The organism is Thalassospira profundimaris, assembly GCF_003326675.1.
In the GTDB taxonomy this organism is placed as follows: Bacteria; Pseudomonadota; Alphaproteobacteria; order Rhodospirillales; family Thalassospiraceae; genus Thalassospira; species Thalassospira aquimaris.
Genome location: NZ_JPWF01000001.1, coordinates 126,755 through 150,374, shown reverse-complemented (window position 1 = coordinate 150,374; position 23,620 = coordinate 126,755). Strand labels below are relative to the sequence as shown.

At 52.4% G+C, this 23,620-nt stretch carries 28 protein-coding genes; 12 read left to right on the top strand and 16 right to left on the bottom strand.

Translation table 11 applies throughout. The annotated features are described in order from the left end of the window. Positions 1–67: 67 nt before the first annotated feature. The 3 genes from TH19_RS00750 to TH19_RS00740 form a co-directional block, all read right to left on the bottom strand. Positions 68–493, bottom strand: coding sequence for a VOC family protein (locus TH19_RS00750; RefSeq protein WP_114100417.1), 426 nt, complete (start codon positions 491–493; stop codon positions 68–70). A gap of 36 nt (positions 494–529) precedes the next feature. Beyond that, a complete protein-coding gene (locus TH19_RS00745) occupies positions 530–967 on the bottom strand; it encodes a YybH family protein (RefSeq protein ID WP_114100416.1) in 438 nt (145 codons plus the stop codon). A gap of 76 nt (positions 968–1,043) precedes the next feature. Further along, the gene (locus TH19_RS00740) at positions 1,044–1,517 is read right to left on the bottom strand and encodes a VOC family protein (RefSeq protein ID WP_114100415.1); all 474 of its coding nucleotides are present in this window, start codon (positions 1,515–1,517) and stop codon (positions 1,044–1,046) included. A 122-nt stretch (positions 1,518–1,639) separates the two neighbouring features. On the opposite strand from TH19_RS00740, the gene TH19_RS00735 reads away from it, so the two are divergent. Further along, the gene (locus TH19_RS00735) at positions 1,640–2,116 is read left to right on the top strand and encodes a MarR family winged helix-turn-helix transcriptional regulator (protein ID WP_114100414.1); all 477 of its coding nucleotides are present in this window, start codon (positions 1,640–1,642) and stop codon (positions 2,114–2,116) included. Between the two features lie 15 nt (positions 2,117–2,131). Here the strand turns inward: TH19_RS00735 and TH19_RS00730 are convergent, their stop codons facing one another. From TH19_RS00730 to TH19_RS00720, 3 genes are all read right to left on the bottom strand, one after another. Then, positions 2,132–2,632 (bottom strand): GNAT family N-acetyltransferase, encoded by a 501-nt coding sequence (locus TH19_RS00730; protein WP_181846260.1) that lies wholly within the window; start codon positions 2,630–2,632, stop codon positions 2,132–2,134. Between the two features lie 122 nt (positions 2,633–2,754). Next, a complete protein-coding gene (locus TH19_RS00725; protein WP_114100413.1) occupies positions 2,755–2,985 on the bottom strand; it encodes a hypothetical protein in 231 nt (76 codons plus the stop codon). Between the two features lie 83 nt (positions 2,986–3,068). After that, the gene (locus TH19_RS00720) at positions 3,069–3,668 is read right to left on the bottom strand and encodes a TetR/AcrR family transcriptional regulator (RefSeq protein ID WP_181846259.1); all 600 of its coding nucleotides are present in this window, start codon (positions 3,666–3,668) and stop codon (positions 3,069–3,071) included. A gap of 116 nt (positions 3,669–3,784) precedes the next feature. Between TH19_RS00720 and TH19_RS00715 the strand changes: the two genes are divergently transcribed. Further along, positions 3,785–4,357, top strand: a complete 573-nt coding sequence (locus TH19_RS00715; protein WP_114100411.1) for a carboxymuconolactone decarboxylase family protein — start codon at positions 3,785–3,787, stop codon at positions 4,355–4,357. A 114-nt stretch (positions 4,358–4,471) separates the two neighbouring features. Here TH19_RS00715 and TH19_RS00710 read toward each other — a convergent pair whose 3' ends face one another. From TH19_RS00710 to gshB, 3 genes are all read right to left on the bottom strand, one after another. Next, positions 4,472–5,095 carry a glutathione S-transferase N-terminal domain-containing protein gene (locus tag TH19_RS00710; RefSeq protein ID WP_114100410.1) on the bottom strand — a complete coding sequence of 208 codons (624 nt, stop codon included), beginning with the start codon at positions 5,093–5,095 and terminating at the stop codon, positions 4,472–4,474. Between the two features lie 46 nt (positions 5,096–5,141). After that, positions 5,142–6,611: an alkaline phosphatase D family protein gene (locus TH19_RS00705; RefSeq protein ID WP_114100409.1), complete on the bottom strand. Its 1,470-nt coding sequence runs from the start codon at positions 6,609–6,611 to the stop codon at positions 5,142–5,144. Between the two features lie 184 nt (positions 6,612–6,795). Then, positions 6,796–7,740 carry a glutathione synthase gene (gshB, locus tag TH19_RS00700; protein ID WP_114100408.1) on the bottom strand — a complete coding sequence of 315 codons (945 nt, stop codon included), beginning with the start codon at positions 7,738–7,740 and terminating at the stop codon, positions 6,796–6,798. Positions 7,741–7,971: 231 nt separating this feature from the next. Here gshB and TH19_RS00690 point away from each other — a divergent pair, with 231 nt between their 5' ends. The 7 genes from TH19_RS00690 (at position 7,972) to TH19_RS00660 (ending at position 14,642) form a co-directional block, all read left to right on the top strand. Next, a complete protein-coding gene (locus TH19_RS00690) occupies positions 7,972–8,670 on the top strand; it encodes a LolA family protein (RefSeq protein WP_114100406.1) in 699 nt (232 codons plus the stop codon). 527 nt (positions 8,671–9,197) lie between these two features. Next, a complete protein-coding gene (locus TH19_RS00685) occupies positions 9,198–9,875 on the top strand; it encodes an EI24 domain-containing protein (protein WP_114100405.1) in 678 nt (225 codons plus the stop codon). Positions 9,876–9,947: 72 nt separating this feature from the next. Then, positions 9,948–10,655 carry a bactofilin family protein gene (locus TH19_RS00680; RefSeq protein ID WP_114100404.1) on the top strand — a complete coding sequence of 236 codons (708 nt, stop codon included), beginning with the start codon at positions 9,948–9,950 and terminating at the stop codon, positions 10,653–10,655. Between the two features lie 20 nt (positions 10,656–10,675). After that, positions 10,676–11,191, top strand: a complete 516-nt coding sequence (locus TH19_RS00675) for a hypothetical protein (protein ID WP_181846258.1) — start codon at positions 10,676–10,678, stop codon at positions 11,189–11,191. 293 nt (positions 11,192–11,484) lie between these two features. Next, positions 11,485–12,048: an invasion associated locus B family protein gene (locus TH19_RS00670; protein ID WP_114100402.1), complete on the top strand. Its 564-nt coding sequence runs from the start codon at positions 11,485–11,487 to the stop codon at positions 12,046–12,048. Between the two features lie 261 nt (positions 12,049–12,309). Beyond that, entirely contained in the window at positions 12,310–13,554 is a 1,245-nt protein-coding gene (gene rlmN, locus TH19_RS00665) for a dual-specificity RNA methyltransferase RlmN (RefSeq protein ID WP_114100401.1), read from the top strand. Positions 13,555–13,748: 194 nt separating this feature from the next. Then, positions 13,749–14,642 (top strand): EamA family transporter, encoded by an 894-nt coding sequence (locus tag TH19_RS00660; protein ID WP_114100400.1) that lies wholly within the window; start codon positions 13,749–13,751, stop codon positions 14,640–14,642. A gap of 31 nt (positions 14,643–14,673) precedes the next feature. Here TH19_RS00660 and TH19_RS00655 read toward each other — a convergent pair whose 3' ends face one another. The 3 genes from TH19_RS00655 to TH19_RS00645 all read right to left on the bottom strand — a co-directional run bounded on the left by TH19_RS00655 (position 14,674) and on the right by TH19_RS00645 (position 17,318). Beyond that, positions 14,674–15,039 carry a Dabb family protein gene (locus TH19_RS00655; protein ID WP_114100399.1) on the bottom strand — a complete coding sequence of 122 codons (366 nt, stop codon included), beginning with the start codon at positions 15,037–15,039 and terminating at the stop codon, positions 14,674–14,676. A gap of 123 nt (positions 15,040–15,162) precedes the next feature. Then, a complete protein-coding gene (gene mltA / locus TH19_RS00650) occupies positions 15,163–16,428 on the bottom strand; it encodes a murein transglycosylase A (RefSeq protein WP_114100398.1) in 1,266 nt (421 codons plus the stop codon). Between the two features lie 185 nt (positions 16,429–16,613). After that, a complete protein-coding gene (locus TH19_RS00645) occupies positions 16,614–17,318 on the bottom strand; it encodes a Tim44/TimA family putative adaptor protein (RefSeq protein WP_114100397.1) in 705 nt (234 codons plus the stop codon). A 341-nt stretch (positions 17,319–17,659) separates the two neighbouring features. Between TH19_RS00645 and TH19_RS00640 the strand changes: the two genes are divergently transcribed. Next, the gene (locus TH19_RS00640; RefSeq protein WP_114100396.1) at positions 17,660–18,244 is read left to right on the top strand and encodes an FxsA family protein; all 585 of its coding nucleotides are present in this window, start codon (positions 17,660–17,662) and stop codon (positions 18,242–18,244) included. Positions 18,245–18,297: 53 nt separating this feature from the next. Here the strand turns inward: TH19_RS00640 and TH19_RS22390 are convergent, their stop codons facing one another. Beyond that, positions 18,298–18,543, bottom strand: a complete 246-nt coding sequence (locus TH19_RS22390; RefSeq protein WP_181846257.1) for a hypothetical protein — start codon at positions 18,541–18,543, stop codon at positions 18,298–18,300. A 76-nt stretch (positions 18,544–18,619) separates the two neighbouring features. Here TH19_RS22390 and secB point away from each other — a divergent pair, with 76 nt between their 5' ends. Further along, entirely contained in the window at positions 18,620–19,111 is a 492-nt protein-coding gene (gene secB / locus TH19_RS00635; RefSeq protein ID WP_114100395.1) for a protein-export chaperone SecB, read from the top strand. A 113-nt stretch (positions 19,112–19,224) separates the two neighbouring features. Here secB and hemJ read toward each other — a convergent pair whose 3' ends face one another. The 3 genes from hemJ to hemE form a co-directional block, all read right to left on the bottom strand. Next, the gene (gene hemJ / locus TH19_RS00630) at positions 19,225–19,653 is read right to left on the bottom strand and encodes a protoporphyrinogen oxidase HemJ (RefSeq protein WP_114100394.1); all 429 of its coding nucleotides are present in this window, start codon (positions 19,651–19,653) and stop codon (positions 19,225–19,227) included. 131 nt (positions 19,654–19,784) lie between these two features. Then, a complete protein-coding gene (hemH, locus tag TH19_RS00625; protein WP_114100742.1) occupies positions 19,785–20,900 on the bottom strand; it encodes a ferrochelatase in 1,116 nt (371 codons plus the stop codon). Positions 20,901–21,074: 174 nt separating this feature from the next. Further along, positions 21,075–22,112, bottom strand: coding sequence for a uroporphyrinogen decarboxylase (gene hemE / locus TH19_RS00620; RefSeq protein ID WP_114100393.1), 1,038 nt, complete (start codon positions 22,110–22,112; stop codon positions 21,075–21,077). Between the two features lie 682 nt (positions 22,113–22,794). Between hemE and TH19_RS00615 the strand changes: the two genes are divergently transcribed. Next, on the top strand, positions 22,795–23,619 hold the full coding sequence (locus TH19_RS00615; protein WP_114100392.1) for a pyruvate, water dikinase regulatory protein: 825 nt from the start codon (positions 22,795–22,797) through the stop codon (positions 23,617–23,619). Position 23,620 lies beyond the last annotated feature (1 nt).

Below are 23,620 nucleotides of genomic sequence, written 5' to 3'. Positions count from 1 at the left end.
AACCCCAAGTTGTATTACTTTGACGGGAAACAGGGATCAGGGCAACAAATCGTTTATCAACAGGGGACTAGGCGCAACCGGCCTGTGCATCGGCAGGCATGTCAGTATTGATCATCCAAGGTGTGCCGAATTGGTCGATCAGATTGCCAAATCCCGGGGACCAGAAGGTTTCTTCAAACGGCATTGTCACCGTGCCACCAACCGAAAGTGCATCGAAGATTTTCTTTGCGTCTTCGGGCTTTTCAAAATGCAGCGATGCATTCATGCCCTGCATCGGGTTGTAATATTCCGGCGGGCAGTCAGATGCCATCAAGTGCCAACCATCACCCATCAAACAGGCATGGGCAATCTTGTCATTATGTTCGGGCATATCACCGGCCATCGGCGTATCGCCAAAGGCCATCATGATCAGTTCGCCGCCCAGAACGGATTGATAGAATTCAAAAGCCTGACGGCAATTACCGTTAAAATTCAGATATGTAACCAGTTTCATTGAAGCATTCCTTGTCATGTTGGTGAACGCGAAGGGTTATGGCGCAAGCCCGAACTGGGCTTCGCCGCTTTCGATATCAAAAGGCACGGAAAAATGTTCATGGACGATCCTCCATTGACCGTCCTGCTTTTCGAGATGTTTGCTTGCGCGCATCCAGCTTGCCTGTTCGCTGCCATCCTCGTTGCGGATGCCACAGCGGATCAGGAAATGCGCCACCGCCAGTTGGCCCGATGCCCGGATGACCGGCTCGCGGGATTGGAAAATCATCTCGCCGTGATCGGGCATGCAGCGTTTCCAATGCGCATGGTATTCGGTCCGACCGTTAAATTGCAGCGGTCCGACCGCGTCATAGGAACAAATATCGTCGTGATAAAGCTCCATGATCGCGTCGATGTCGCGATTACTTGCCGCGTCAATCCAGCGGCCCAGGACGTCTTTGATTTCCTGAAATTCTTTGGTGGCTGGTTGTTTCATCAAACAATTCCTTTGGGGATGGCACGAAGGGTTGGATGGCTGACAGGCACGCCGGGCGTAATTGCCCCAATTACCGTCATCCCGCGGCACAAGCCTGTTCAAGCCGGGCAATATCGATTTTTTGCATGGTCATCATCGCCGTGGCGGCCCGTGCGGCGATGTTCGGATCGGGGTCGGTCATCAGATCGATCAGTCGGGTCGGTGTGATCTGCCAAAACACCCCGAACTTGTCGCGGACCCAGCCGCAATCCCGCGGTTCGCCGCCTTCGGACAGGCAATCCCAGTAATAATCGACCTCTGCCTGATCCTTGCAATCAACGACAAAGGAAACGGCCTCGGTGAATCTGAAGTCCGACGGATAGTTCAGGGCCGTGAATTGCTGGCCAAAAAGTTCAAACCCGATGGTCAAAACCTGACCTTCCGGTCCGGGACCAGCAGAACTTGCACGCATGATCTTGCCGATTTTGGTGCCCGGGAAAACCGTAGAATAGAAATCAATCGCCTTTTCGGCGGTACCGTTGAACCATAAAAAGGGGCTTACTTTCTGCATGGGGCATCCTCCTCGCCGGGCAGAATGGGCTTAAGTCGGTGGCATCGATCAAACCGGGTAATTGATTAGTCTTTTGTGTTTTTCCCGTTTGACAAATACGTTGATATCAACATAATTATTCCATGTCAAAAAAAGATTTCAACCAGAACGATCAGACCGTCCCGTTTGCCGATACCCTTATGGTTCGGGACTCGTGTCTTTGCCTGCATGTCAGGCGGGCGGCACGGACAGTTGCGCGGCGATTTGACGATGCGTTTCGGCCGCTTGATCTGACCAGCGGGCAATATTCGTTGTTGATGTCGTTAAACCGGCCATCGCCGCCACATATGAAGGATGTGGCAGATCTTCTGGCGATGGATCGCACCACGCTTACGGCCAATCTGAAACCACTGGAACGGCGTGGACTTGTCGATATCACCCCGGACCCGAAAGACAAGCGTGGCCGTTTGCTTAGTCTGACCAAGGATGGCATGGCCCTTCTGGTGCGCGCCTTTCCGATCTGGAAGGAAACGCAAAATCAGTTGGAAAGTCTAGTTGCCGATTCCAACGCCCAGCAACTTCTGGCCGATCTGATCAGCCTGTCGCAAGAATCTGAATAATCTGCCAAAAATCGCTTAGGCAGTTTCCAGCCGGTATTGCAAAAATACCGCGCCATCGTGGGTAATCTGTCGGACAAATATGGCCCCGATGCGTTTCAATGCCCCAAGCTTTGTGCGGGTTGGGGGCAGTAAAAATGTGACATGGGAAATACGCCGATCAGAGCGCGCAAATGCCAGGGCCTTTCGCGTGATCGCCATGCCAAGCCCGAAATATTCAGGCCGCAAAACCAGGCCGTAATCCCAGTCATTACCTTCTTTTTGAAATCCACCCCAACCGACATAGGCGCCGCCGCACAGGATCGCCCAGTGTCCCAGTCCGTCGCGCTGCCAGTATCGGACTTTGATCGCCATGAAGCGGTCATAAGCTGCCTGATCCCAAGACCCTTCAAGCAATGGCATATGCAATGCCATTCGCGGATCAGACATATGGGCAATGATCTTATCGGCGGCGATTTCGGCAAGGGGAACAAACCGGATATCGCGTTGAATGCGAGATGTTGTTTTTGATGAAACCATTACGGAATTGACAGCCCGGACATGAAAAAGGCGCAAGAAGCATGCTTCATTGCGCCGTTTATCGCGTGACTTGTCAATTTGCGGGCCGATCACAACCCATCACGATCTTGCAAGCGGCCCGTTCAGGACTTTTCGTCTGCTTCACGTGGCGGCAGGAATTCCTTGCGGCAAGGCACGGCTTCTTCGTTAACGACGGTCCAGCCGAAATTGCGAAACTTGCCAAAGCTTTCCTTTTTCATGGTGATGCCGCTGGCTTCGTGTTTGCGCACCACGCTGGCGTCTTCGCCATCGATCCTGGCGGCACGGGCCCAGGCACGTTCACGCATGGCTTTGGTGATAGTCGGTTCGGTCATGGCAAAGTTCGCATTTCAATGTAAAAAAAGGGCCGTAGCACGTTTGGCAGCACTTGTCGCATGCATTTGGCAAACGGACGATATCACTGTTGCGAACGCATTCGTTCCACTTCAGCAATGATATCGTCATTCAGGTTGATGGCATCGGCCTGTGTCAGCCCGCTTTCAATCATCCCCCGTAAGCCGGTAATACCCGATTGTAGTTTCAGGGCCGCCCGGCGCGGATCAAGTGTATCGGGGACTTCACCGCTTTGACGGGCACGCTCAAACGCCTCGATAAACAGTCTTGTCACGCAAGCCAATTGATTGCGGGCAAGTTGTTTAAGATCAGACTCATCATCGGCAAGTTCAAGGGCTGTCTTGAAGATCATGCAGGCGTTTGACGGAAGATCTCTGTCCCGGGGCAGGGTAATGGACCGCACATAGGCAATCAAACCCGATATAGGCGTCTCTGCCCGCGCAAGATAGGTACGGAATTCTTCCTCTACCCCCGTGGTGTAATATTCAAGGGCCTCGGCAAACAGGTTTTTCTTGCTTCCGAATGCGGCATAAATGCTTCCGGGACGCAGAGAAAGAGCGGCTTCTATGTCCTTAAGGGATGTCGCATGAAATCCCTTGCGCCAAAACAGGTTCCGCGCACTTTCCAGCGCATCTTCACGATTAAATGAACTTGGTCTGGCCACATTGGTTCCTTGTTTTTGAATGATCACTCAAAAATTACTTGCAAGCTTTGTCGGCGTCAAGTTAGGGTTTGCCAATCGTTATTGAGCAATCACTCAACAATTCTGGAGATACCGATATGACAGACTTTAAAATCCACGATGTTGCCTCTGCACCGGCAGATTCAAAACCGCTGCTTGAAACCTCTTTGAAGAATTTCGGCATGCTTCCGGGTCTTCACGGCGTCATGGCCGAAGCCCCGGCTGTTTTGGAAGGCTATCAGGTTCTGCATGACCTGTTTCAGAAGACAAGTTTTGATGCCGACGAGCTGACCGTGGTCTGGCTAACCATCAATGTCGAGCATGCCTGTCATTATTGCGTCCCGGCTCACACTGCAATTGCCCACATGATGAATGTTGATTCTAACATTATCAGCGCGCTTCGCGATGAGACGCCTTTGGCCTCGGATAAACTTGAAGCGTTGCGCAACTTCACCCTGGCAATCACCCGTCAACGTGGCAACGTCACCCAAGACCAGCTTGATGCCTTTTATACAGCGGGTTACAGCCAGCAACAGGTACTCGAAATCATTCTGGGTTTGGCGCAAAAAGTGATGTCGAACTACGTCAATCACGTCGCCGAGACGCCGGTAGACGCACCGTTCCAGCGCTTTGCCTGGGAAAAAGTGTCCAAGGATCAAAACGCCGCCTGATCAAATCTTTTTCTGAAAATGATGAATGAATGCTCCCCGCCCCGTTCATCATTTATGCCGCCTGCTTTGCAAAAAGCAGGCGGTTTTTTCTCGGCCTGCCATGATCAATCCGGCTTAATCATGGGGCAGGTGGAACACCGTTTCAGTCAGAGATTCCCGTTCGGACATGATTGCCATCCAGTCGCGCACGCGCACCGGAATATCAAATCGCCGGTCCGGCCAGCGGAAATCAATATAATAAAGCCCGATCAGAACCGACCATGTGCCAATATTGGGCGCCGCGGTCCGCAATTGCGGCAACCCATCAAGAACGGCATCAATTGCACTTTGAACAGCAGTCGCCTGACGATCCATTACGAAATCAGAACGATCATTTTCATCGCGCTTTGAATCGGCAAACAACCGACCTGTGGCGGTCATCATACCATCGGCAAGCCCCTGCCATTTCAGGGCATTCAGCCGTTCGATACCGTCCTGGGGAATGACACCATCCGTCTGCCCGGTTGATCGGGCAAGCTGGTCGAGATAATCGCAAATGACAGCGGATTCAAACACCGTCATCCCGTCTTCAAGAACCAAAGTCGGGACCTTGGCCAACGGATTATGGGCGCGCAGCGCCGCATCGGTCCAGGGATCAATCAGGATTTCACTGACCTGCTTTTCAAGACCAAGTTCACGCAGCACAACCCGAACCTTGCGCGAGAAAGGTGAGGTAGGTGAATAGTAAAGTTGCATCATCAAAAGCCCCTTTGCCGTGACCCGGTCTTGCCGGTTTTACAACAGCCTAGATCGTCAAATCCGGTGTCCAGCCAATCCCTTCGAGATGCCAGTTTGCATCCCAGCGTTCATTCTTGCGCATCAGTGTAAGATAATTTCGCGCCGCACAATAGGTTCCTTTGCGCCCCGGAAGTGGTTTTAGTCTGGTCGGTCGATCAGGCAAGGGATGATCCCCGATCCATGCCAAAAGGCCAAGCGCGCGGGCAAAAGCCACTGGTGGTGCTGTATGCGAAATGCCCGATGCCACCAGTTGATGCACTGTTTTACCAAGGGTTTCAAAGGTGCCCCGGGTTGCAACATGAATTTCACCCGACAGGATGGTGATCTCGTGATCATGATCGTTGGCAACCCGATCAAGCAATTCAAGAAACCGGCACCATTCACGCCGGTGCCAGCGACTTTGCCACTGATCCCGCAGATCATCTTCATATTTCTGGGCACTGGGCAACATATGCAAAAACATCTCGACCAGTGACAGACGCGGGCCAATCACCGGCACACTTGACAACAACAGGATACGATTGCCGTCCGGCATGGTTTCAAGGGCTGCGGGAATATCGCGCCAACCATGATCGCCCATAATGTCACTGGGTGTCCGTTCAGACCGCAAGTCCGGCGCTATGAGACTAAGCCGCGGGTAATCCACCCGCCAGGCAAGGCTTCTGCCATCCCGATCCAACACCATTTCCGGCAGGGTTTCCGGACCGGTTTCAGGGCTTGTTGCCAATTGCATCAGACAGAACGCCGCCCGGGCACAAGCAAACATACCGCGTGCCACTTCAGAGCCCTGAAACCATTTCTTGTGACTGCCCCAGCCATCGAAAATATCATGATCATCCCACATCATCAGCGATGGCACACGAGCAAGCATATGGCTGATCTGGGGCTGACCATAAATCGCCAGATAATGATCCAGATAGAATTTCAGAACCGCATCGCGCAGCTCATCCCCAAACGGGGTGGCAAGCTTTGATCGACGTCGTGCCTTGTCCCAGGCAATGATCTCGGGATGGCATTCCCACACCCCGTCGGCATAAATCTGATCCCCGCCATGAAGCAAAAGCGCAAAGGGTTGCTTTTGATGTTGTTGGGCCAAATCAATCCAAAGCGCATTGCGTTCGGCAAGGGGACGATCAAGATCACCGTCTTCCTGCCCGTTGCATGACACAAACCCGATCCGCATATCCCCGGTGAAATCCGTGCAAACGGAATATGTTTCCTTTCCGAAACGATACCAGGTATCGACTTTGGCAGGCAGGTCGAAATCAAACCGCCAATAGCTGCGCCCAAAAAGTGTTGCCAGCAATTCCGGTGTGATCAGATCATCACTACATGTTGAAAATTCGGGAATGTCCGCCCCTTCGGGCGCAACGACAAGGGCCGCCAGCCTTGATGTTTGATCAGTCCCCCCACGCGCAAACAGGAACGGCCCGAACAGGATGTTATCGGTAAGGATTTCTGGTGCGATGGCGGTCATGCGTTGCTGTTACCTGCGGAAATGATACGTTCGTAATACGTTCAAACGGTGCGTCGGTTCCGTGTTGACGGGTATTTAACCTGCAGCACCCGGAACGGCGCCTTGAAGTTCAGCAAAGCAATCGGAACAAAAAAGGGCAAGCGACCTTGATCACTTGCCCTTTGAATTTGCAAACGTTGTCTGATCAGGAAAGACGCGTCTCGATCGCATCCCAGATCAGGCTTTCAAGCTTCGATCCGTCAAAACGGTTCACTTCCTGCAAGCCGGTCGGCGAGGTGACGTTGATTTCCGTCATATAATCGCCGATCACATCAATCCCGACAAAGATCAGATCACGCTTTTTAAGTTCCGGCCCGATGCGATCACAAATCTCGAGTTCGCGTTCGGTCAGCATCGATTTCTCGGCAACGCCACCGACATGCATGTTCGAACGGGCTTCGCCCTCGGCCGGAACACGGTTGATCGCGCCCACCGGTTTGCCATCAACCAGAATGATGCGTTTGTCGCCCTTGCGCACATCAGGCAAGTAGGCCTGAACCATCAGCGGTTCCCGCGACTGTGCGGCAAACAGTTCCAGCAGGGAATTAAGGTTCTCGTCACCGGGTTTAAGATGGAACACACCAGCCCCGCCATTGCCAAACAGCGGCTTGACGATGATGTCTTTGAATTCTTCGCGGAAATCACGAATGCGGGCGGCAGACCGGGTGATCAGGGTCGGCGGCATCAGGTCCGGGAACTCGGTGACAAAGATCTTTTCCGGTGCATTGCGCACATGACCGGGATGGTTGACCACAAAACTTTCCGGATGAACGGCTTCAAGCAGGTGGGTCGCCGTGATGTAATTCATATCGAACGGCGGGTCCTGGCGCATCAGGATGACGTCGGTTTCCTTTGCCAGATCAATGATTTTGGTCGCGCCAAGATCATGGTGATTGCCATGCTCATAACGCAGGGTCATCGGACGGACTTCTGCCTTGATGCGGCCCCGGTCATAGAACATGTCATCGGGATGATAATGCAAAAGTTCATATCCGCGCGCCTGGGCTTCAAGGCCCATGACAAAGGTGGAATCGCCCTTGATATCAATTGATTCAATCGGATCCATCTGGATGGCGACAATACGGCTCATTAAACGCGTTCTCCTTTATGCCGGTCACGGTCATGACCCCTGCCAACCCGCAATTATGGCCCAAAGCGGCCAATTGTGATCATTTGCGGGCATGGCTTGACCCGGCTGGCCTTCCCGGCCAAATGATGCGATATGTAAGATATTGCGATTACATTTGGCAGGATTTTTACCATCCGCCATTCCTGTTCCGCAATCGCGATCAATTATTTGTTTTGAAGACCAGGCAGGCATATGACGTTCACCCGCAATAATTCAAAGGCAACACTGCACCATATCGGCCGTAAAAGCCGCGCCATGATTGCCGCAAGTGTCATTGCCACCGCCATCGGTCTTGGTGCTGTTACAAGCGTCGCCTTTCTGCCACAGGCGGCCCACGCTCAGTCGGCTGATAAAATCAGTCCGGAAATGATTGCCAAGATCGAAAACTATCTGGCCAATATCACGACCCTTAAAGCCGATTTCGTTCAGATTTCGTCAGACGGCGGTGCCGCCGAGGGTGAACTGTTCATGGAACGTCCGGGCAAAATGCGGTTTGAATATAACCCGCCTGCCCAGATCCTTCTGGTCTCGACCGGGCATGATTTCATTTACTTCGACAAGGAAATCAACGCGCCGACCTATTTTGACATCGATGAAACCCCGGCCGGGATCATTCTGGCCAAGGACATTTCCCTGACTGACAAGGTCAAGGTCGTCAATTTTCAGCGCACCGCCGAAACCATCCGTGTTGAACTTGTTCGCAAATCCGATCCGGGGGCGGGCAGTGTGACCCTGGTCTTTGCCGAAAAGCCGATGCAGCTGCGTCAATGGATCGTCACCGACCCGACCGGCATTGAAACCACTGTGACGCTTTTCAATACCGAAGAAGGTCTGACGCTTGATCCCGAGCTGTTCAAATTCAAGCGTATCTGGCCGCAAAGCGGCAACTGATCCTGAATTTTTTCATTCTTCCAAGATCCGAAAATCACAATACGCCCGGCCGGTTTTTGAACCAGTCGGGCGTAATTATTTTTTGATTCAAGCCCTTGGCAACATTGGGGTTTCGTAACGAATTCCAGGATAGTTCGGAATCATTCAAACCTTCGTGAAATCGCAGAAAATTCAGCCGCGATACTATGGCGGAGGGGCGGTCAGCTTCCTATATGTGAGTCTGTCACAAGGTTCCCCAAAATGACGGGAACCCGGTGTGAGGAAAAGGTCTCCCCTACCTTTCCTCACGCTCCAGATCATCGGAGCGCTGGCGTCCGGTTCTCCCCCCTGGCCGGACGCCTTTTTTCTGCCCAACCTGTAAGCTATGACGAAAATCATTCAGGATCGGTTGGTGAAAATTCCGGTCTTCTGATAAAGGATTTCACAGGCTGTTAATTTTAATTGCCTAGGGTTTTGCCCTTAGAATATCAGACATGTTCCCGCATCGGGAAAGACCGGCACAAGACTGAACAGGACCGACACGTTCGATGATCAACGACTTTCTGAAATCCATCGCACAATTTTCCGACCCGCGTTTTCGCAAAGTTGTTCTGATCGGGGTTGCCGGTGCGCTTGCAACCATTATTGGTCTTTGGTTCCTGATCTGGTTTGGTCTGAGTTCGATTACCTTCTTCACCGATGGCGGCTGGCTTGAAAGTGCGGTCGACTGGCTGCTTGGCATCGGTCTGACCCTGTTGGTGATTTTGCTGTTTCCCGCAGCCACGGTTCTGATTTCAAGCCTGCTGCTGGACCAGATTGCCGACGCGGTCGAAGACAAGCATTACCCGACCCTGCCCGATACCCGCCCGCAGCCGGTTTCCGAGGCCCTGATCAGCGGTCTTAAATTTGCCCTGACCGCCCTTGCGCTTAACATTCTGATTTTGCCGCTTCTTCTGGCAGGGCCGCTTTATATTATCGCCTTCTACACCATGAACGGCTATCTTCTGTCGCGCGAATATTTTGAACTGGTTGCTGGTCGCCGTTATGATGCGCGCACCGTCGAAACCATTCGCAAAAGCCGCCAGAAAAAACTTTGGGTTGCCGGTATCGCGCTGACTTTCCTAATGACCATTCCGGTGGTCAATCTGGTCGCGCCGATCATCGCCACAGCCTTTATGGTCCATTATTCCGTTCGCCTTGGCACCTTTGTGCCGCAAACCGCGTAATGCGGATGTAAAGCGACTTGCGGAAAACGGACCCCTGAACCAAAACTGCAACTTGAAGGACCTGGTCATCCAATGTTTGGAAAGAAAAAAGCCAATAAAACAGTCGACAGCAGTGCGGCTTCGTCCGATACATCTGTCAAGGATGGATCAGGCACGCTTTCCGGGACCACGACCAAGGCCGCTGAAATACAAGTTGACCAGGTCGCCGGCATTGCCGAAAAAACAGAAAAACGAACCGAGCCGCAGCTCTTCACCAAGCCGCGCACAAAGGATGAACCGCAAATGTCCAGTAAACCGCATTCCACCAGCTTCCGCCCGGAAATCCCGAAACGCCCGCTGGAAATCCCGACCCGCGGCAGTGCAGGCCGCCCGGCAAGTGCCGCCAACAATGCCGAAGGCAAAAAGCTGACGGTTGGTCGTGATATCACGCTTAAGGGCGAAATCGGTTCCTGTGACGTTCTGGTTGTCGAAGGCGTTGTCGAAGCACAGATCAAGGATTGCACCCGTCTGGAAGTTTCCGACGGTGGTTCCTTCATCGGTTCGGCACAGGTTGACGAAGCAGAAATCAGCGGCAAGTTCGAAGGCGATCTGAACGCGCGTCGCGTCACGATCATCAATTCTGCCGAAATCACCGGCAAAATCACCTATGGGTCGATCCAGATCGAAAATGGCGCCCGCATCAAGGGTGAACTTGACTATCTTGAAGGTAGCGACGACGGCACCTCGCGTGCTGGCACCACGGCTGCCATCACCATTCCGCGCAAATCAGAAGACTCCTAATTCCTGTGCGCGTAGCCGGTTTGACCATATCAACACCCCGAACGGACATCACCCGTCCGTTCGGGGTGTTGTGCATTCTGGCCCTGATTGTTGTGGGGCTTAGTGCGTGTGGCGGCAATGCCGTGCCGCCGGGCACGACCAACACCAGTTACGGTCAATCCAAACCTGCGGCCCGAACCGAACCGGTCAAAACCACCCGTCCGGTTGTGCGCAAAAAACCCGAAACCAGTAAAACCGGCAAAACTGTTGCGGCAATCCCGTTCAAGCGCATTCCAAGCGACACCCTTAAGGGCCTGTCAGAAGATGCGTTTGCAGCCAAAGTTGGCACGCCGGAAATGATCCGTGGCGAAGGCGATATCCAGGTTTGGCAATACCGGTCCGAACAATGTTCGTTTGACGCATTCTTTGTGCCCAAAGCCGAAGGTGCCCCGCGGGAATTGCGCCATATGCTGGCACGCATGCGCCGCGGGAATTCGGCAATCACAGTGCAGGATTGCCTCGACCAGATCGTCAAACTGGGTCTGAACCAAGGCTGATTGCAAATCTGCACCGCCTGATATCCCCGATGACCGCATATGATTGTTATCGCGATCACACCAAAACTGTGTGTTTTCGGTCATGGATTGCTTGCAAACATCCTGAAATCGCCTGAATTTCAGGTAAAAGCGTGATTTCACCAGCCCAATCGGAATTCCTTGGTTTAATCTTTACCTTTTGTTGGCAGGCTCCGATAAGCGACCTCATAAATTTGCCATATCAGATGGTTTTATTACCTCCTTCACGGCCCGTTTGGGCCCGTCCCGAAACTTCAGACACGATACGCGACCTCATGAAAAAACACGCCCATCGTCTCGTCAGAACTTCGATTGCCGCTGCCCTGTCGGCTTTTGTCTATGTGATTGCACTCAGCATTCCTGCGACCAGTGCGCAGGCCCAGAATACGCCTCAGCTGATTGACGTCTTTGGCAAATGGGAAGGCTATACCTATTCCGAAGAAGGCCAGAAAGTCTGCTATATGGGCAGTCAGCCGACCTCGGCCAAAGGTGACTATACCCAGCGCGGCAAGATTTATGTGATGGTTACGCACCGTCCGGGGTTGAAACTGTTTAATGAAGTCAGCTTCATTACCGGTTACACCTTCAAGGACAAAAGCACGGTTGATCTTCGAATCGATTCCAAGAAATTCAGCCTGTTTACCCATGCTGATTCCGCCTGGGCCGTTGATGCCGAAACCGACCGCAAACTTGTCAGTGCGATGAAATCGGGATCGAGTATGGTTGTCGTCGGCTATTCCACACGTGGAACACAAACCACCGACACCTATTCCCTGTCAGGCTTTACCGCCGCCTATAACGCGATTTCAAAGGCTTGTAATACCAAGCCGGTCAACTGATCCGTTTATTTCGAACCGGTAAGTGATGCTGTACGGGCCTGATGTGCAACCCTGATTGCATATGCGCGATAGCAGCAATGTGAAATTTATCGTTTCTAATTTTGCCCGGCCCCGCTATATGCGGGGCCAAGCTTTATAGACATGTTGATCTGCCCGACGCATTTTGGCGTTTTTTCTGCTATAGTCCCGCTATTGCGCAGAAGCGCAAAGCGCGCCAGATGCAACCGGCAAGACCACCAAAACCAAGAGAGAGAGCCCGGGATGACCGACGTCCTGACCGAAAATGCACCCCAGACCAACGCATCCGCCCTTCAGGACGGACCGTCGCTGACTGACTTCGTTTCGCGCGCTGCCAATGGGCTGGCTGCCGACGGACGTCGCGATCTGGTCGGGATTACCCGTGAAGAACTGACCGAGCTTATGGCCGACATGGGCGAAAGCAAGTTCCGCGTCAAACAGCTTTGGAACTGGATCTATAACCGCGGTGTGACCAACATCGACGATATGACCAATATTTCCAAAAAGCTGCGCGATCGCATCGCACAGGATTTCTATATCGGTCGCCCGGTCCTGACAGCCGATCAGAAAAGCACCGATGATACCCATAAATGGCTGATGAAATTCCATGACGGTAACGAGGCCGAGACAGTCTATATCCCTGATCGCAACGAAGATCGTGGTGCGGTCTGCATTTCGTCCCAGGTTGGCTGTACCCTGACCTGTAAATTCTGCCATACCGGCACCCAGCTTCTGGTGCGCAACCTGACACCTGGCGAAATCGTCAGCCAGTTCATGGTTGCACGTGACAGCTATGGCGAATGGCCGACCCCGGCCAATGGTATCCGTCGCCTGTCCAACATCGTGATGATGGGCATGGGTGAACCGCTGTTTAACTATGAAAATGTCCGCGATGCGCTGCGCATTGCCATGGATGGCGAAGGTATTTCGATCTCGCGCCGCCGTGTGACGCTTTCGACATCCGGCGTGGTTCCGGAAATCGTGCGGTGCGGCGAGGAACTTGGTGTTGGTCTGGCGATTTCGCTGCATGCACCTGATGATGATCTGCGCAATGAAATCATGCCGATCAACAAGAAATACCCGCTTAAGGAACTGATGGATGCCTGCCGGAACTATCCGGGCATGTCCAATTCCCGTCCGATCACCATGGAATATGTGATGCTCAAGGGCGTGAACGATAAACCGGAACATGCCCGTGCACTGGCAAAGCTGGTCAAAGGCATTCACTGCAAGTTCAACCTGATCCCATTCAACAAATGGCCGGGTTCGGATTATGAATGCACACCGACCAACGATATCAAGAAATTCGCGCAGATCCTGCTTGATAACGGCTATGAAGCTCCGATCCGCTGGCCGCGCGGCCGCGATATTCTGGCCGCCTGTGGTCAGCTGAAATCCGAAAGCCAGCGTCAGCGTAAATCACGCGTATCGGGTTGCGGCCAATCCGGTGCAGGTGCCAGCGACGAAGGCGTGGTTGCCGCGCAGTAATGCAAACCTGACCTTCATCAGAATAAAAATGCGTTCAGAAACACCGGATGGCCCAGCTATCCGGTGTTTTGCGTTCCGGGTCGTTTCACATCCTTGCGCAAAATTGTCGCCATGACATTGTTTTGATTGTCGATCAACCCCGACAGGCATAGCGTGAATTTCCCCACGAAATTATCGCAAGGTCACAAACGGTTATGTCACTCGGACAGTTTTTCGCAATCCTACTGGTCGTCACCATCTGGGGGGCGAATTTTACGGTGATCAAGCTTGGCCTTGGTGAAATGCCGCCGATCTTGCTGTCATCATTGCGATTTGCCTTTGCGGCCTTGCCCGCGGTGTTCTTCCTGCCACGCCCCAAATGTCCCTGGAAATATGTGGTCGGTTTTGGCGTGGTTCTGGGATGTATCAAGTTTTCCCTGCTGTTTCTGGGCATGGATCTGGGGTTATCGGCCGGGATTTCGTCGCTTGTCCTGCAACTTCAGGCCTTCTTTACCCTGATCCTCGGTGTCTTTCTGCTTGGTGAAAAGATCGGCCCGCATCGCTATATCGCCATGCTGGTGGCCTTTTGCGGGGTCGGGTTGCTGTTGTTTGTCTCTGACGGATCGATTACCGCCATCGGACTTGCGCTTGTTGTCGCCGCGGCAGCGGCCTGGGGTGTTGCCAATATCATTATGAAGCGGGCAGGGTCGGTGCAAATGCTGTCTTTCGTGGTCTGGGCCAGCCTTATTCCGCCAATCCCGCTTGCCATCCTGTCCTTCCTGACCGAGGACCGCGCCAATCTTGCAACACTTGGTGATCAGATCAGCTGGATCGGGGTCGGGTCGATCCTGTATCTGGCTTATCCTGTAACCTTGCTGGGTTTTGCGATCTGGGGACGGTTGCTGTCAACCTTGCCGGTCGGGCTTGTTGCGCCGTTTACACTTCTGGTGCCGATTGTCGGCATGGCAACATCGGCAATGGTTCTGGGCGAGGATTTTGGACCGATCAAGATTATCTCGGCCATTCTGGTCATGGCCGGCTTGATGATTAATGTGTTCGGTGGAAAGCTTATGGGGGTGTTTTCCAGAAAACAGCCCAAAGAAATATAGATATAAGATCAAATAAATATATTTATATCAATCACACCCAGCGGAGCTGTGGTTTACGGTCGGGGTTCTTATCCGGGGTGCGGATATCATTCAGATCGATATTCATCACAAGAATCCCGCCAAGACCACCGACCGTAATTTCAGAAAGCCTGTTGCCCACCCGGTCACTATCGAGTTCCGCCAGATAGTCATCGCGCGACTGTTCATCGATAAAGTCGATATTAAAGCCATGGGTGAATCCCTGGCTTAGGCCACTGCCAGCTTTCTTCTCACCACCACAAAACGCCAATGTACCGGGCAGGGACATGGCCGCATTGGCAAGCTGGTCGATGATCGATTTGACTTGATCAGGTGCAACATGATCAGCCACCTGCAAAAGAACAATATGACGCAGCATCGGCAGGCATTTCCCTTGTCATGGCGGGGGCAGGTCAATTTGGCAATACAAAAGCTGCGACAAGTTTAAAGCCTGACGGGACTTTGTCACCTCACAGCTTTGCGCCAATGCAATTTTTACAGATCATTGCATTTCGTCCTTGGGCCAGCTTTGCGGATCAATCGTGGCTGGCAACAGAACGAATTTCTGGCCTTTTCTGTTCATATGGCCTGCAAACAGGGCAGCATCCTCACCGGGCCCGAAAAAGATATCGCCACGCACCGGCCCGCGAATTGCTCCGCCGGTATCCTGGGCAACCATCAACCGGTTGAAACTGCGATCCTCATTCATCGGATCACGGGTTTCGATCCAGACCGGAACCCCCATCGCATGAAACCGGCGATCCACCGCCAAAGAACGACCGGTTTCAAGCGCAACCCCCTGTGACCCCAGTGGACCCGCAGTCGGATCAGTCGGATCGGATTTAAGCGGACGGAAGAAGACAAAGGATGCGTTGGTATTCATCACATCATCGGCCTGATCGGGATTGTCATGCAGCCATTTGCGAATGGTCTGAAGCGATACCGTTTCACGCGTGAGTGCCCCACGATCGATCAATTCACGGCCGATCGCAAAATAGGGATGGCCATTGGTCGCGGCATATCCGATCCGCAACACACTGCTGTCAGGCAAAACAACCCGGCCGGACCCCTGAATTTGCAGGAAAAAGGCATCAACCGCATCATCGACCCAAACCATTTCAAGATCGCGCCCAGACAAAGCACCTTTTTCAATCTCTGCCCGATCGTAATAGGGCTTAAGGCTGCTGCCTGTCAGGCGCCCGACCAGTTTCTTGCCCTTGAACTCGTCACTGAAATCGCCAAGATCGACCGAGACCATGTCATCAGGTTTCAGATAGATCGCGGTTTGATATGCCCCCTCGCGGGTCAGGCTGCCACGCAATTCCGGTTCGTAATAACCGGTGAAAAGGCCCTCTGCCTTATTGTCATTGCCACTAAGATAGGGTTTGAAATCGCTTTCAAAGAACGCACGGGCGTCTTCCTTGCGCATCGCATCGATATCAATCGATACAGCCATTTCACAGACTTTGCGCCAGTCGCCGATTGTTCCCATTCGGGGATCGGGACCAACCGGTTTCCCATCGTCACGGCGCAGCATCGCCTTGCAAGAGCGCGCAAATGCGCGAATGGCCGGGCGCATATCGTCGCTTTGCCATCCGTCAAGGGTGGCAAAGCTTGCCGGGCGCAAGGTCAGTTTATCTTCGGCTTTGGGCGGGGTTTCGATCTGCCCGGTCAATTGTGGCCAGAACATCCAGACCAGGGCTGCAAGCGCCCCGAAAAGGACAGAGATAATCGAAAGACTGCGCGAAAGAACCAGACGACGTTTCAAGACAGAACCCGTTATTTGACAAGGCAGACAAGCCACCCTGAAAAGGGCGGAACACAAAGGGTGATCTTGCCTGTCACATGCTTAACAAGCCGATAATTTGCCGATCAGCCTGTCCCGATAGGGCAAACAAAAAAGGCGACCCGATTGTCGGATCGCCTTTGATTTTTTGATGATCGAAAACCGCCTTATTCGGTGGTTTCCTCTTCCGGGGTTTCGGTCGCCACCAGCTGCCAGTTCGGATCGCGGCTTTCGATGTTGCGCGCAAAGGTCCAAAGGTCTTCAGCTTCGATCACCTTGTTGGGATCACCGGAAACCACGTCACCCTCGTCATTGCGAATAACCGAAACTTCCTCTGAAACGAATTTCACCGTGACATAGGCGGTACGGCCTTCGAGGCTGGCATCGTGGATGGTTGCGCTTTTGATGCCGACAAGGGTGGTTTCCTCGTGCTCGCCTTTTTCAGCGCGTGCATCTATTGCCGCGGCAAAGTTTTTGTAAACCTCGGCCGAAAGCAGCGGGTTCAGGCCATCCTTGTCGCCCTTGGCAAAGTATTCGACGATCATTTCGAATGCCATGCGCGCGCCATTCAGGAAGTCCTGCTGGGTAAAGTTCGGATCGGATTTCTGAATCTTTTGCAGGGTTGCAAAGGTGCCGGACGGAACATTTTCCGCATCCTGACCGTTTGCATTTTCAGGCAGACGATACACGTTGTCCTGCTTGGCAACCTGGTCGTTCTGGGCACCATTGGCGTCATTGTCGTGGGACTGACGGCCGAAAATGTCGGATGGCCCCTGTTTTTCATTGCCGGTGCGACGGCCAAGTACGCCGCGCAGACGCAGCACAAGAAAAACAGCAATCAGAGCGAATAGAAAGATATCGAAATACTGCAAGACCGATCTCTTGATCCTAGTGGTTTCAAACAGGCGGGATTTGCATCCCAACCGTGGTCGAGAGATGGTATGAACCCAACCAAATGCAAGGGCAACCAATGATCACATTCTTTGCTGTGATCGTCTTCACCCTTATATGGGGCCAGAACATTAGTCCTGCCGCATTTTTGTCGCGTTATGACATTAGTTTCTCGACCATTACCAGTTGCAGATTAATGGGAAATCACTGAAATCCAAGTTGTTTTCTGCAAATGTTTAAGCACATTGTCAGGAATGACGTTAAAATACCGCACAATCATTGATGAAATCTGCGGTCAGGCTGACCAAGGAACGGAGTAAAAATGGGTTTTTATGTCCTCGCCATATTCGTCGCAATACCGATTATCGAAATCGCGGTCTTTATCCAGGCCGGCGAACTGATCGGTTTGTGGCCGACCATCGGCGTTGTCATTCTGACGGCTATTCTCGGAACGTCGCTGATGCGGGCGCAAGGATTGCAAACCCTTGCAAAGGCCCAAAGCCAGATGGATCAGGGCGAAATGCCGATCGGTGCGATGTTTGACGGCATCTGCATTCTGATCGCTGGTGTGTTGCTCCTTACACCGGGTTTTGTCACCGATACCATGGGCTTCCTGTTGCTGGTCCCGCCGCTGCGTCAGCTGGTCGGGGCGAAGGTCATCATGAAACTGGTCCAATCGGGTAACATCCGCACAAATTTCGGTGGCCGCGGATTTGGCGCCGGCCCCGGTAATCGAGGCAGGGGTCACACTGGCGGCATGGGTGCAGGCGGTACGCAACATCGCGGCAATGGCCCGATCATTGATGGCGATTTTGAAGATGTCAGTGCAGGCAGCCATCCTGCCAATGATCAGAAAAATGATCCGTCTTCTTCCGAAACGCCACGAAATTTGCCACCCAAAGACTAGGTGCTGATTTCAAGGAAGAATCACAATTCAAGAAGGCTGATCAGATACCCTGGTCAGCCTTTTATCTTTTCCCTGCAAATTGAAACCGTTCCTGAAACCCGGGCAGGATCGCAGCACCGTTCCCCATCATCCAAACCCGCAGAAATATGGGCTTTAATATGGGCTTTGTGCATGGTGTGATTGGCTTGCCCATCACCGTTATCCGTGCTAGGCCAATTGACCTGCCGTGATTGCACGGCGTCAGAAACAAGCATGTCAGATGGATTGCTGTCGTATCCCGATGAAGGATCAAGCATCACGGGCATTCGCCATAAGCCACCTGTCTGAAGGCTTTTTTCTGACCAAGACCGAAAGACTCAAGGGAGCTAGACTTTAATGGCCGAGAATACCACCGGTGCAGAAGGCGGCGCACAGCAGCAGCCAGCCGCAAATCCGATCACGATCCATACCCAGTACATCAAGGATCTTTCCTTTGAAAATCCGAATGCACCGGAAAGCGTTGCCCTGCAGCAGCAGCCGAAAATCAACATCGATGTCGATGTTGAGGCACGCACCACCCAGGATCAGAAACTTCACGAAGTAACCATCAAGATCAACGTCAAAGCAGAAGTCGCCGACAAAGTCGCCTTCATTGCAGAATTGCAGTATGGCTGCGTTGTGACGCTGAACGTTGCTGATGAACATCGTCTGCCGGTTCTGATGATCGAAGTTCCGCGTCTTCTGTTCCCGTATGTTCGCAAGATCATCGCTGATCTGACTGCCGATGGTGGCTTCCCGCCGCTGATGATGCAGCAGATTGATTTTGCTGATCTTTTCCGCAAGAAATTTGCAAAACAGATGGAAGGTCAGCCGGCTGGAAACGCCTGATTGACCCGATAAATATCTATTTGGTTCGAAACCAAAACAAAGGCCGCCCAACAGGCGGCCTTTTTATTTTTATATCGTAATATTTTACCGAATTGCCCGGTAATCATTGATGATCAGAACGGACGACCGATCACCATAAAGACAATAATGATCATAAGGACAGTCGGTACTTCGTTGAAAATACGATAGAATTTCTGTGATTTGGTATTCGCGTCCGCCTCGAATGCCCGGCGATAGCGGGCAAGCATCATATGTGCGATGGTCATCAGTACCACGCAAAGCAGTTTCACATGGAACCAGCCGTCACTCATCACACCGGCAACATGGATCAGATATCCGCCAAAAATCCAGGTCGCGATCATCGCCGGGTTCATGATGGCACGCAGAAGACGTTGTTCCATCACCTTGAACTTCTCGCTGGCTTCCGAGCCCGGTTCAACTTCGCAGTGATAGACATAAAGCCGCGGCAAATACAAAAGACCTGCCATCCAGGCAATGACGCTGATGACATGCAGGGACTTGACGATGCTGTATGTATCCATCTCTCTCTTCTCTGATTATCGTTTTGATCCGGCCATTTCTGGCAGACATACTGCGGGAAAATTTTTCAAACCATAACAGCAATCAGGCCAGTTTCGAAAGGAAACCGGCCTGAAATCATTGAAGTTTCTGATTAGACACCAGCGGGTTTCAAGCCCGGCTGCTTGGCCACCGCACAGGAATGCTCGTCCGGGCACCACCAGCCACGGCTTTCAACCGTATAATCGTCCGATCCCTTTTCATCGAGTTCGGCCTGTGTTTGTTTTACAACCGAAACAAGACCGTTGATGAATTTTGGATGGGAACAGACCGTGCGGACACGTTCATAGATCGGCACATTCTTTTCGTAGGCAAGCTCGCCATATTCGATATCAAGCTCGACCAGGGTTTCCGAATGTTCAGTCACAAAGGCAATCGGAACAACAACAATGGCCTTGCCTTCGCGGCCGGCACGTTCAATCTCGTGTTCGGTCGACGGGCCAATCCACTCCATCGGGCCAACCCGGCTTTGATAGCAGACATTCCAGTCAAGACCTTCGATCGCCATCTTTTCGACCACCGCGGCCGAGGTTTTTTCGATCTGTGACTGATAGGGATCACCGCGCTTGGTGATCACCGCCTTTGGCACACCATGGGCAGAGAACAGAACACGCGGCTTATCAATGCCAAGCTCGTTGGCCTTGGCCAAGGCCCGGTCATAGCCAGCGCGGATCATCTCGGCGGATGCTTCAACAAAGCCCGGATTGGTCGGATAACAACATGCGGTCTTGATCGGTGCGGTCAGGCCAACCTTGTGACAGGCCCGTTTCCAGTCCTTGACCGAAGATCCGCTCGTCGTTGTCGAGAATTGCGGATAAAGCGGCAGCAGAATCTGCTCGTCCGCCCCCCAGGCCTTGACCGCTTGTGCCGTGTCATCGGCAAACGGCTTCCAATAACGCATGGCGATGAAACACCGGTTTTCATAGCCGTCATCTTCTTCATTCAGGGCAACCTGAAGCGCGTCTGCCTGTTCCTGGGTAAGCTCCAGAAGTGGTGATTTCCCGCCAATATGATCATAGATCTCGCGGGCAATGGGCGCACGGCGACGCGAAATCAGCTTTGCCAGCAAAAACCGGAACGGATTGGGCAGGCTGATGATCGCCGGATCATTGAACAGATTGAACAGAAACGGTTCGACAGCTTCCGGGCTGTCCGGTCCGCCAAGATTGAAAAGAACAATGGCGCGTTTCTTGCGCGTCGTCTCGGACATTGGATTATCCTTCATGGCATATCGCGTTATGACCAGTTCCCGAAAACCGGAAATACATTGTTGGATAAACCCGTCCCGCTCCGCGCCTTATATTGGTCAAGCAGGCTCGGAGCGCAACGGATTTAAGCCATTATACGCATTGAATTTTTCAATCGATTTGATTGATTTCAAAAATCAGTGCTGATTTCTGATAAATTTCACCAGCTTATCAACATTTTCTGGCGGGGTTTCCGGTGTGATGCCGTGACCAAGGTTAAAGATGAACGGTCCGTTGCCAAGCGTATCAAGAATACGTTTGGTCTCATCAAGCATCGCATCGCCACCAGTGATCAGATACATCGGATCAAGATTGCCCTGTACCGGCCCCAGTTTCTGAAGGTTTTGCGCAACCCATTCCAACGGAACACCACTGTCAAGGCCAACACCGGTCACACCGGTCTGATTTTTAAAGTCAATCAGGTGCAATCCGGCCCCGCGCGGGAAGCCGATAATCGGCAAATCCGGATGAACGGCGCGCAAATTGGCAACGATCTGTTTGGTCGGCTCAATCACCCAACGCTTGAAACCGGTTTCGGACAATACCCCGCCCCAGGTTTCAAACAGCTGAATGCATTCTGCACCGGCTTCAACCTGTTTGAGCAGATATTGCGTGGTTGCCTCGACCAGAATGTCGATCAGCCGGGCAAAGCCATCCGGATCGCCATAGGCAAAGCGACGAATATTGGCAAAGTCCTTGGAACCTTTACCCTCGACCATATAGGTCGCCACGGTCCATGGGGCGCCTGCAAAGCCGATCAGAGCGGTATGGGAGGGGATGGCTGCCGAAAGCTTTGAAACCGTCTCATAGACCGGTCCAAGCGTGTTATGAATGCCATCGACCGAAAGCTTGCCAAGGCCTGAAGCATCGCGGATGGCATCAAGCTGCGGGCCTTCACCCTGCTTGAATGCCAAATGCTGTCCAAGTGCCTGCGGTATAACGAGGATATCGGAGAACAGAATAGCCGCATCGAAGTCATAGCGCCGAAGGGGCTGCAAGGTGACTTCGCATGCAAGATCGGGATTATAGCAAAGATCAAGGAACGAGCCGGCATCCCCGCGGGTTGCTCGGTATTCCGGAAGATATCGACCGGCTTGGCGCATAAGCCAGATTGGTGGCACCGGAAGGGTTTCACCATTCAGGGCGCGCAAGAAAGTCTTCGTATTGTTGGGCATCTGGTTTCCTGTTCGTCTGTCCCGATCGCTTTTTTATCTGGTTCCGGTCTTTGACCCGATGACCTGGTGGCCAGTTTCGTTCACGTGAATTTTGTCCTGAAACCTGTGCCAGGACGTTTTCCACGTTCTGCCTAACAAAACCTTATTTAATAAAAAAGGATGTTGTTTGTAGGTGGATACCTGTGGATAACAGGGATTAAATTTAGTGCACAGTTTATTCACATTCCGACTCGGGAAAAATGATTCATCTCAAACCGGTTTGGGGAAAACTGTGTACGACTCCGAACGACTCCCAGACCTGAGCTTGGGAAAAGCCGATTTTGAATAATGTGGATAATGTGAATAAGGCTGGTTTTTGCCGTCTTATCCCTGCTATTACGGGAAAAATTAATCACTTATCCAAGTCGGGACAGCTGGTTTGAGAAAGTTTGTATGAGGTGGAGGATAATTCCTGTGGAAAAAATTGGACCGGAGTCGTTCCCGTTATCCACAATTGTCCACAGGCCCGACTCCAACCCCTTAACTCTTGGTTGGGCTAATATGCTCTATCCGTTCGGGTAATGATCAAAATTTTGAACACCTGAATCCGGGTTTCAAAATAGTTTTAAAAATCGCTTGGTGCGTAAAAAGTGGAAAAAGCGGGCTTGCATCGCTGAAATTTGACCGAAAAGACGGATCGCGGATGGTCGAGGCAGACAATATTTTTCATCTTCATCTGGTTTCGGACTCAACGGGGGAAACCGTTGACGGTGTCGCCCGTGCCTGCATTGCCCAGTTTCCAGATGTTCGTGCCCATGAACATGTCTGGTCACTGATCCGCACCGACGCCCAACTTGCCCGTGTTCTTGCCGATATTGAACGCAATCCGGGTATTGTCCTTTACACGGTGTTTGACAGCGATATTCGCCGCAAACTCGAAGAAGGATGCCGACGCCTTCAGGTCCCCCACAGTCATGTGCTTGATAATACAGTGACCATGATGGCCGGTTACCTTGGACAACAATCCCGTGGCCGCACCGGTGCCCTTCATAAAATGGACGAGGAATATTTCAGTCGGATTGAAGCGATTGACTACACGCTTTCCCATGATGACGGGCAATCGGGTTGGGACCTTGAAGAAGCCGATGTGGTGATTGTCGGCGTGTCGCGAACCTCGAAAACGCCGACCTCGGTTTATCTTGCCAATCGCGGCATCAAAACCGCCAATATTCCCTTTGTGCCAGGGTGCCCGTTACCGCCTGAACTTGATAAACTTAAAAAGCCGCTGGTGGTTGGTCTGATCAAGGATGTTGATCAGCTGGTCTCGATCCGCAAAAACCGCCTGCGTCAGATCGAACGCGGCGAGGGCGGCGATTATGTCGATCCGGTTGCCGTACGTGACGAAGTGCATCAGGCAAGACGTTATTTTACCGATCGCGGATGGAAGATTATCAATGTCACCCGCAGATCTATCGAAGAAACCGCGGCCATGATCTTGGCAACCATGTATGACCGGCGCGGTCACTAAC

Bases quoted from the DNA above. Each gene is read 5' to 3' on its own strand.
- TH19_RS00715 (WP_114100411.1), top strand. From the start codon at position 3,785: ATGACAGACTTTAAAATCCACGATGTTGCCTCTGCACCGGCAGATTCA.
- TH19_RS00670 (WP_114100402.1), top strand. From the start codon at position 11,485: ATGAAAAAACACGCCCATCGTCTCGTCAGAACTTCGATTGCCGCTGCC.
- secB (WP_114100395.1), top strand. From the start codon at position 18,620: ATGGCCGAGAATACCACCGGTGCAGAAGGCGGCGCACAGCAGCAGCCA.
- TH19_RS00690 (WP_114100406.1), top strand. From the start codon at position 7,972: ATGACGTTCACCCGCAATAATTCAAAGGCAACACTGCACCATATCGGC.
- TH19_RS00660 (WP_114100400.1), top strand. From the start codon at position 13,749: ATGTCACTCGGACAGTTTTTCGCAATCCTACTGGTCGTCACCATCTGG.
- TH19_RS00740 (WP_114100415.1), bottom strand. From the start codon at position 1,517: ATGCAGAAAGTAAGCCCCTTTTTATGGTTCAACGGTACCGCCGAAAAG.
- TH19_RS00710 (WP_114100410.1), bottom strand. From the start codon at position 5,095: ATGATGCAACTTTACTATTCACCTACCTCACCTTTCTCGCGCAAGGTT.
- TH19_RS00705 (WP_114100409.1), bottom strand. From the start codon at position 6,611: ATGACCGCCATCGCACCAGAAATCCTTACCGATAACATCCTGTTCGGG.
- TH19_RS00685 (WP_114100405.1), top strand. From the start codon at position 9,198: ATGATCAACGACTTTCTGAAATCCATCGCACAATTTTCCGACCCGCGT.
- hemH (WP_114100742.1), bottom strand. From the start codon at position 20,900: ATGTCCGAGACGACGCGCAAGAAACGCGCCATTGTTCTTTTCAATCTT.
- TH19_RS00655 (WP_114100399.1), bottom strand. From the start codon at position 15,039: ATGCTGCGTCATATTGTTCTTTTGCAGGTGGCTGATCATGTTGCACCT.
- TH19_RS00680 (WP_114100404.1), top strand. From the start codon at position 9,948: ATGTTTGGAAAGAAAAAAGCCAATAAAACAGTCGACAGCAGTGCGGCT.
- TH19_RS00730 (WP_181846260.1), bottom strand. From the start codon at position 2,632: ATGGTTTCATCAAAAACAACATCTCGCATTCAACGCGATATCCGGTTT.
- hemE (WP_114100393.1), bottom strand. From the start codon at position 22,112: ATGCCCAACAATACGAAGACTTTCTTGCGCGCCCTGAATGGTGAAACC.
- gshB (WP_114100408.1), bottom strand. From the start codon at position 7,740: ATGAGCCGTATTGTCGCCATCCAGATGGATCCGATTGAATCAATTGAT.
- TH19_RS00735 (WP_114100414.1), top strand. From the start codon at position 1,640: ATGTCAAAAAAAGATTTCAACCAGAACGATCAGACCGTCCCGTTTGCC.
- TH19_RS00640 (WP_114100396.1), top strand. From the start codon at position 17,660: ATGGGTTTTTATGTCCTCGCCATATTCGTCGCAATACCGATTATCGAA.
- TH19_RS00725 (WP_114100413.1), bottom strand. From the start codon at position 2,985: ATGACCGAACCGACTATCACCAAAGCCATGCGTGAACGTGCCTGGGCC.
- TH19_RS00615 (WP_114100392.1), top strand. From the start codon at position 22,795: ATGGTCGAGGCAGACAATATTTTTCATCTTCATCTGGTTTCGGACTCA.
- TH19_RS00745 (WP_114100416.1), bottom strand. From the start codon at position 967: ATGAAACAACCAGCCACCAAAGAATTTCAGGAAATCAAAGACGTCCTG.
- TH19_RS00750 (WP_114100417.1), bottom strand. From the start codon at position 493: ATGAAACTGGTTACATATCTGAATTTTAACGGTAATTGCCGTCAGGCT.
- rlmN (WP_114100401.1), top strand. From the start codon at position 12,310: ATGACCGACGTCCTGACCGAAAATGCACCCCAGACCAACGCATCCGCC.
- hemJ (WP_114100394.1), bottom strand. From the start codon at position 19,653: ATGGATACATACAGCATCGTCAAGTCCCTGCATGTCATCAGCGTCATT.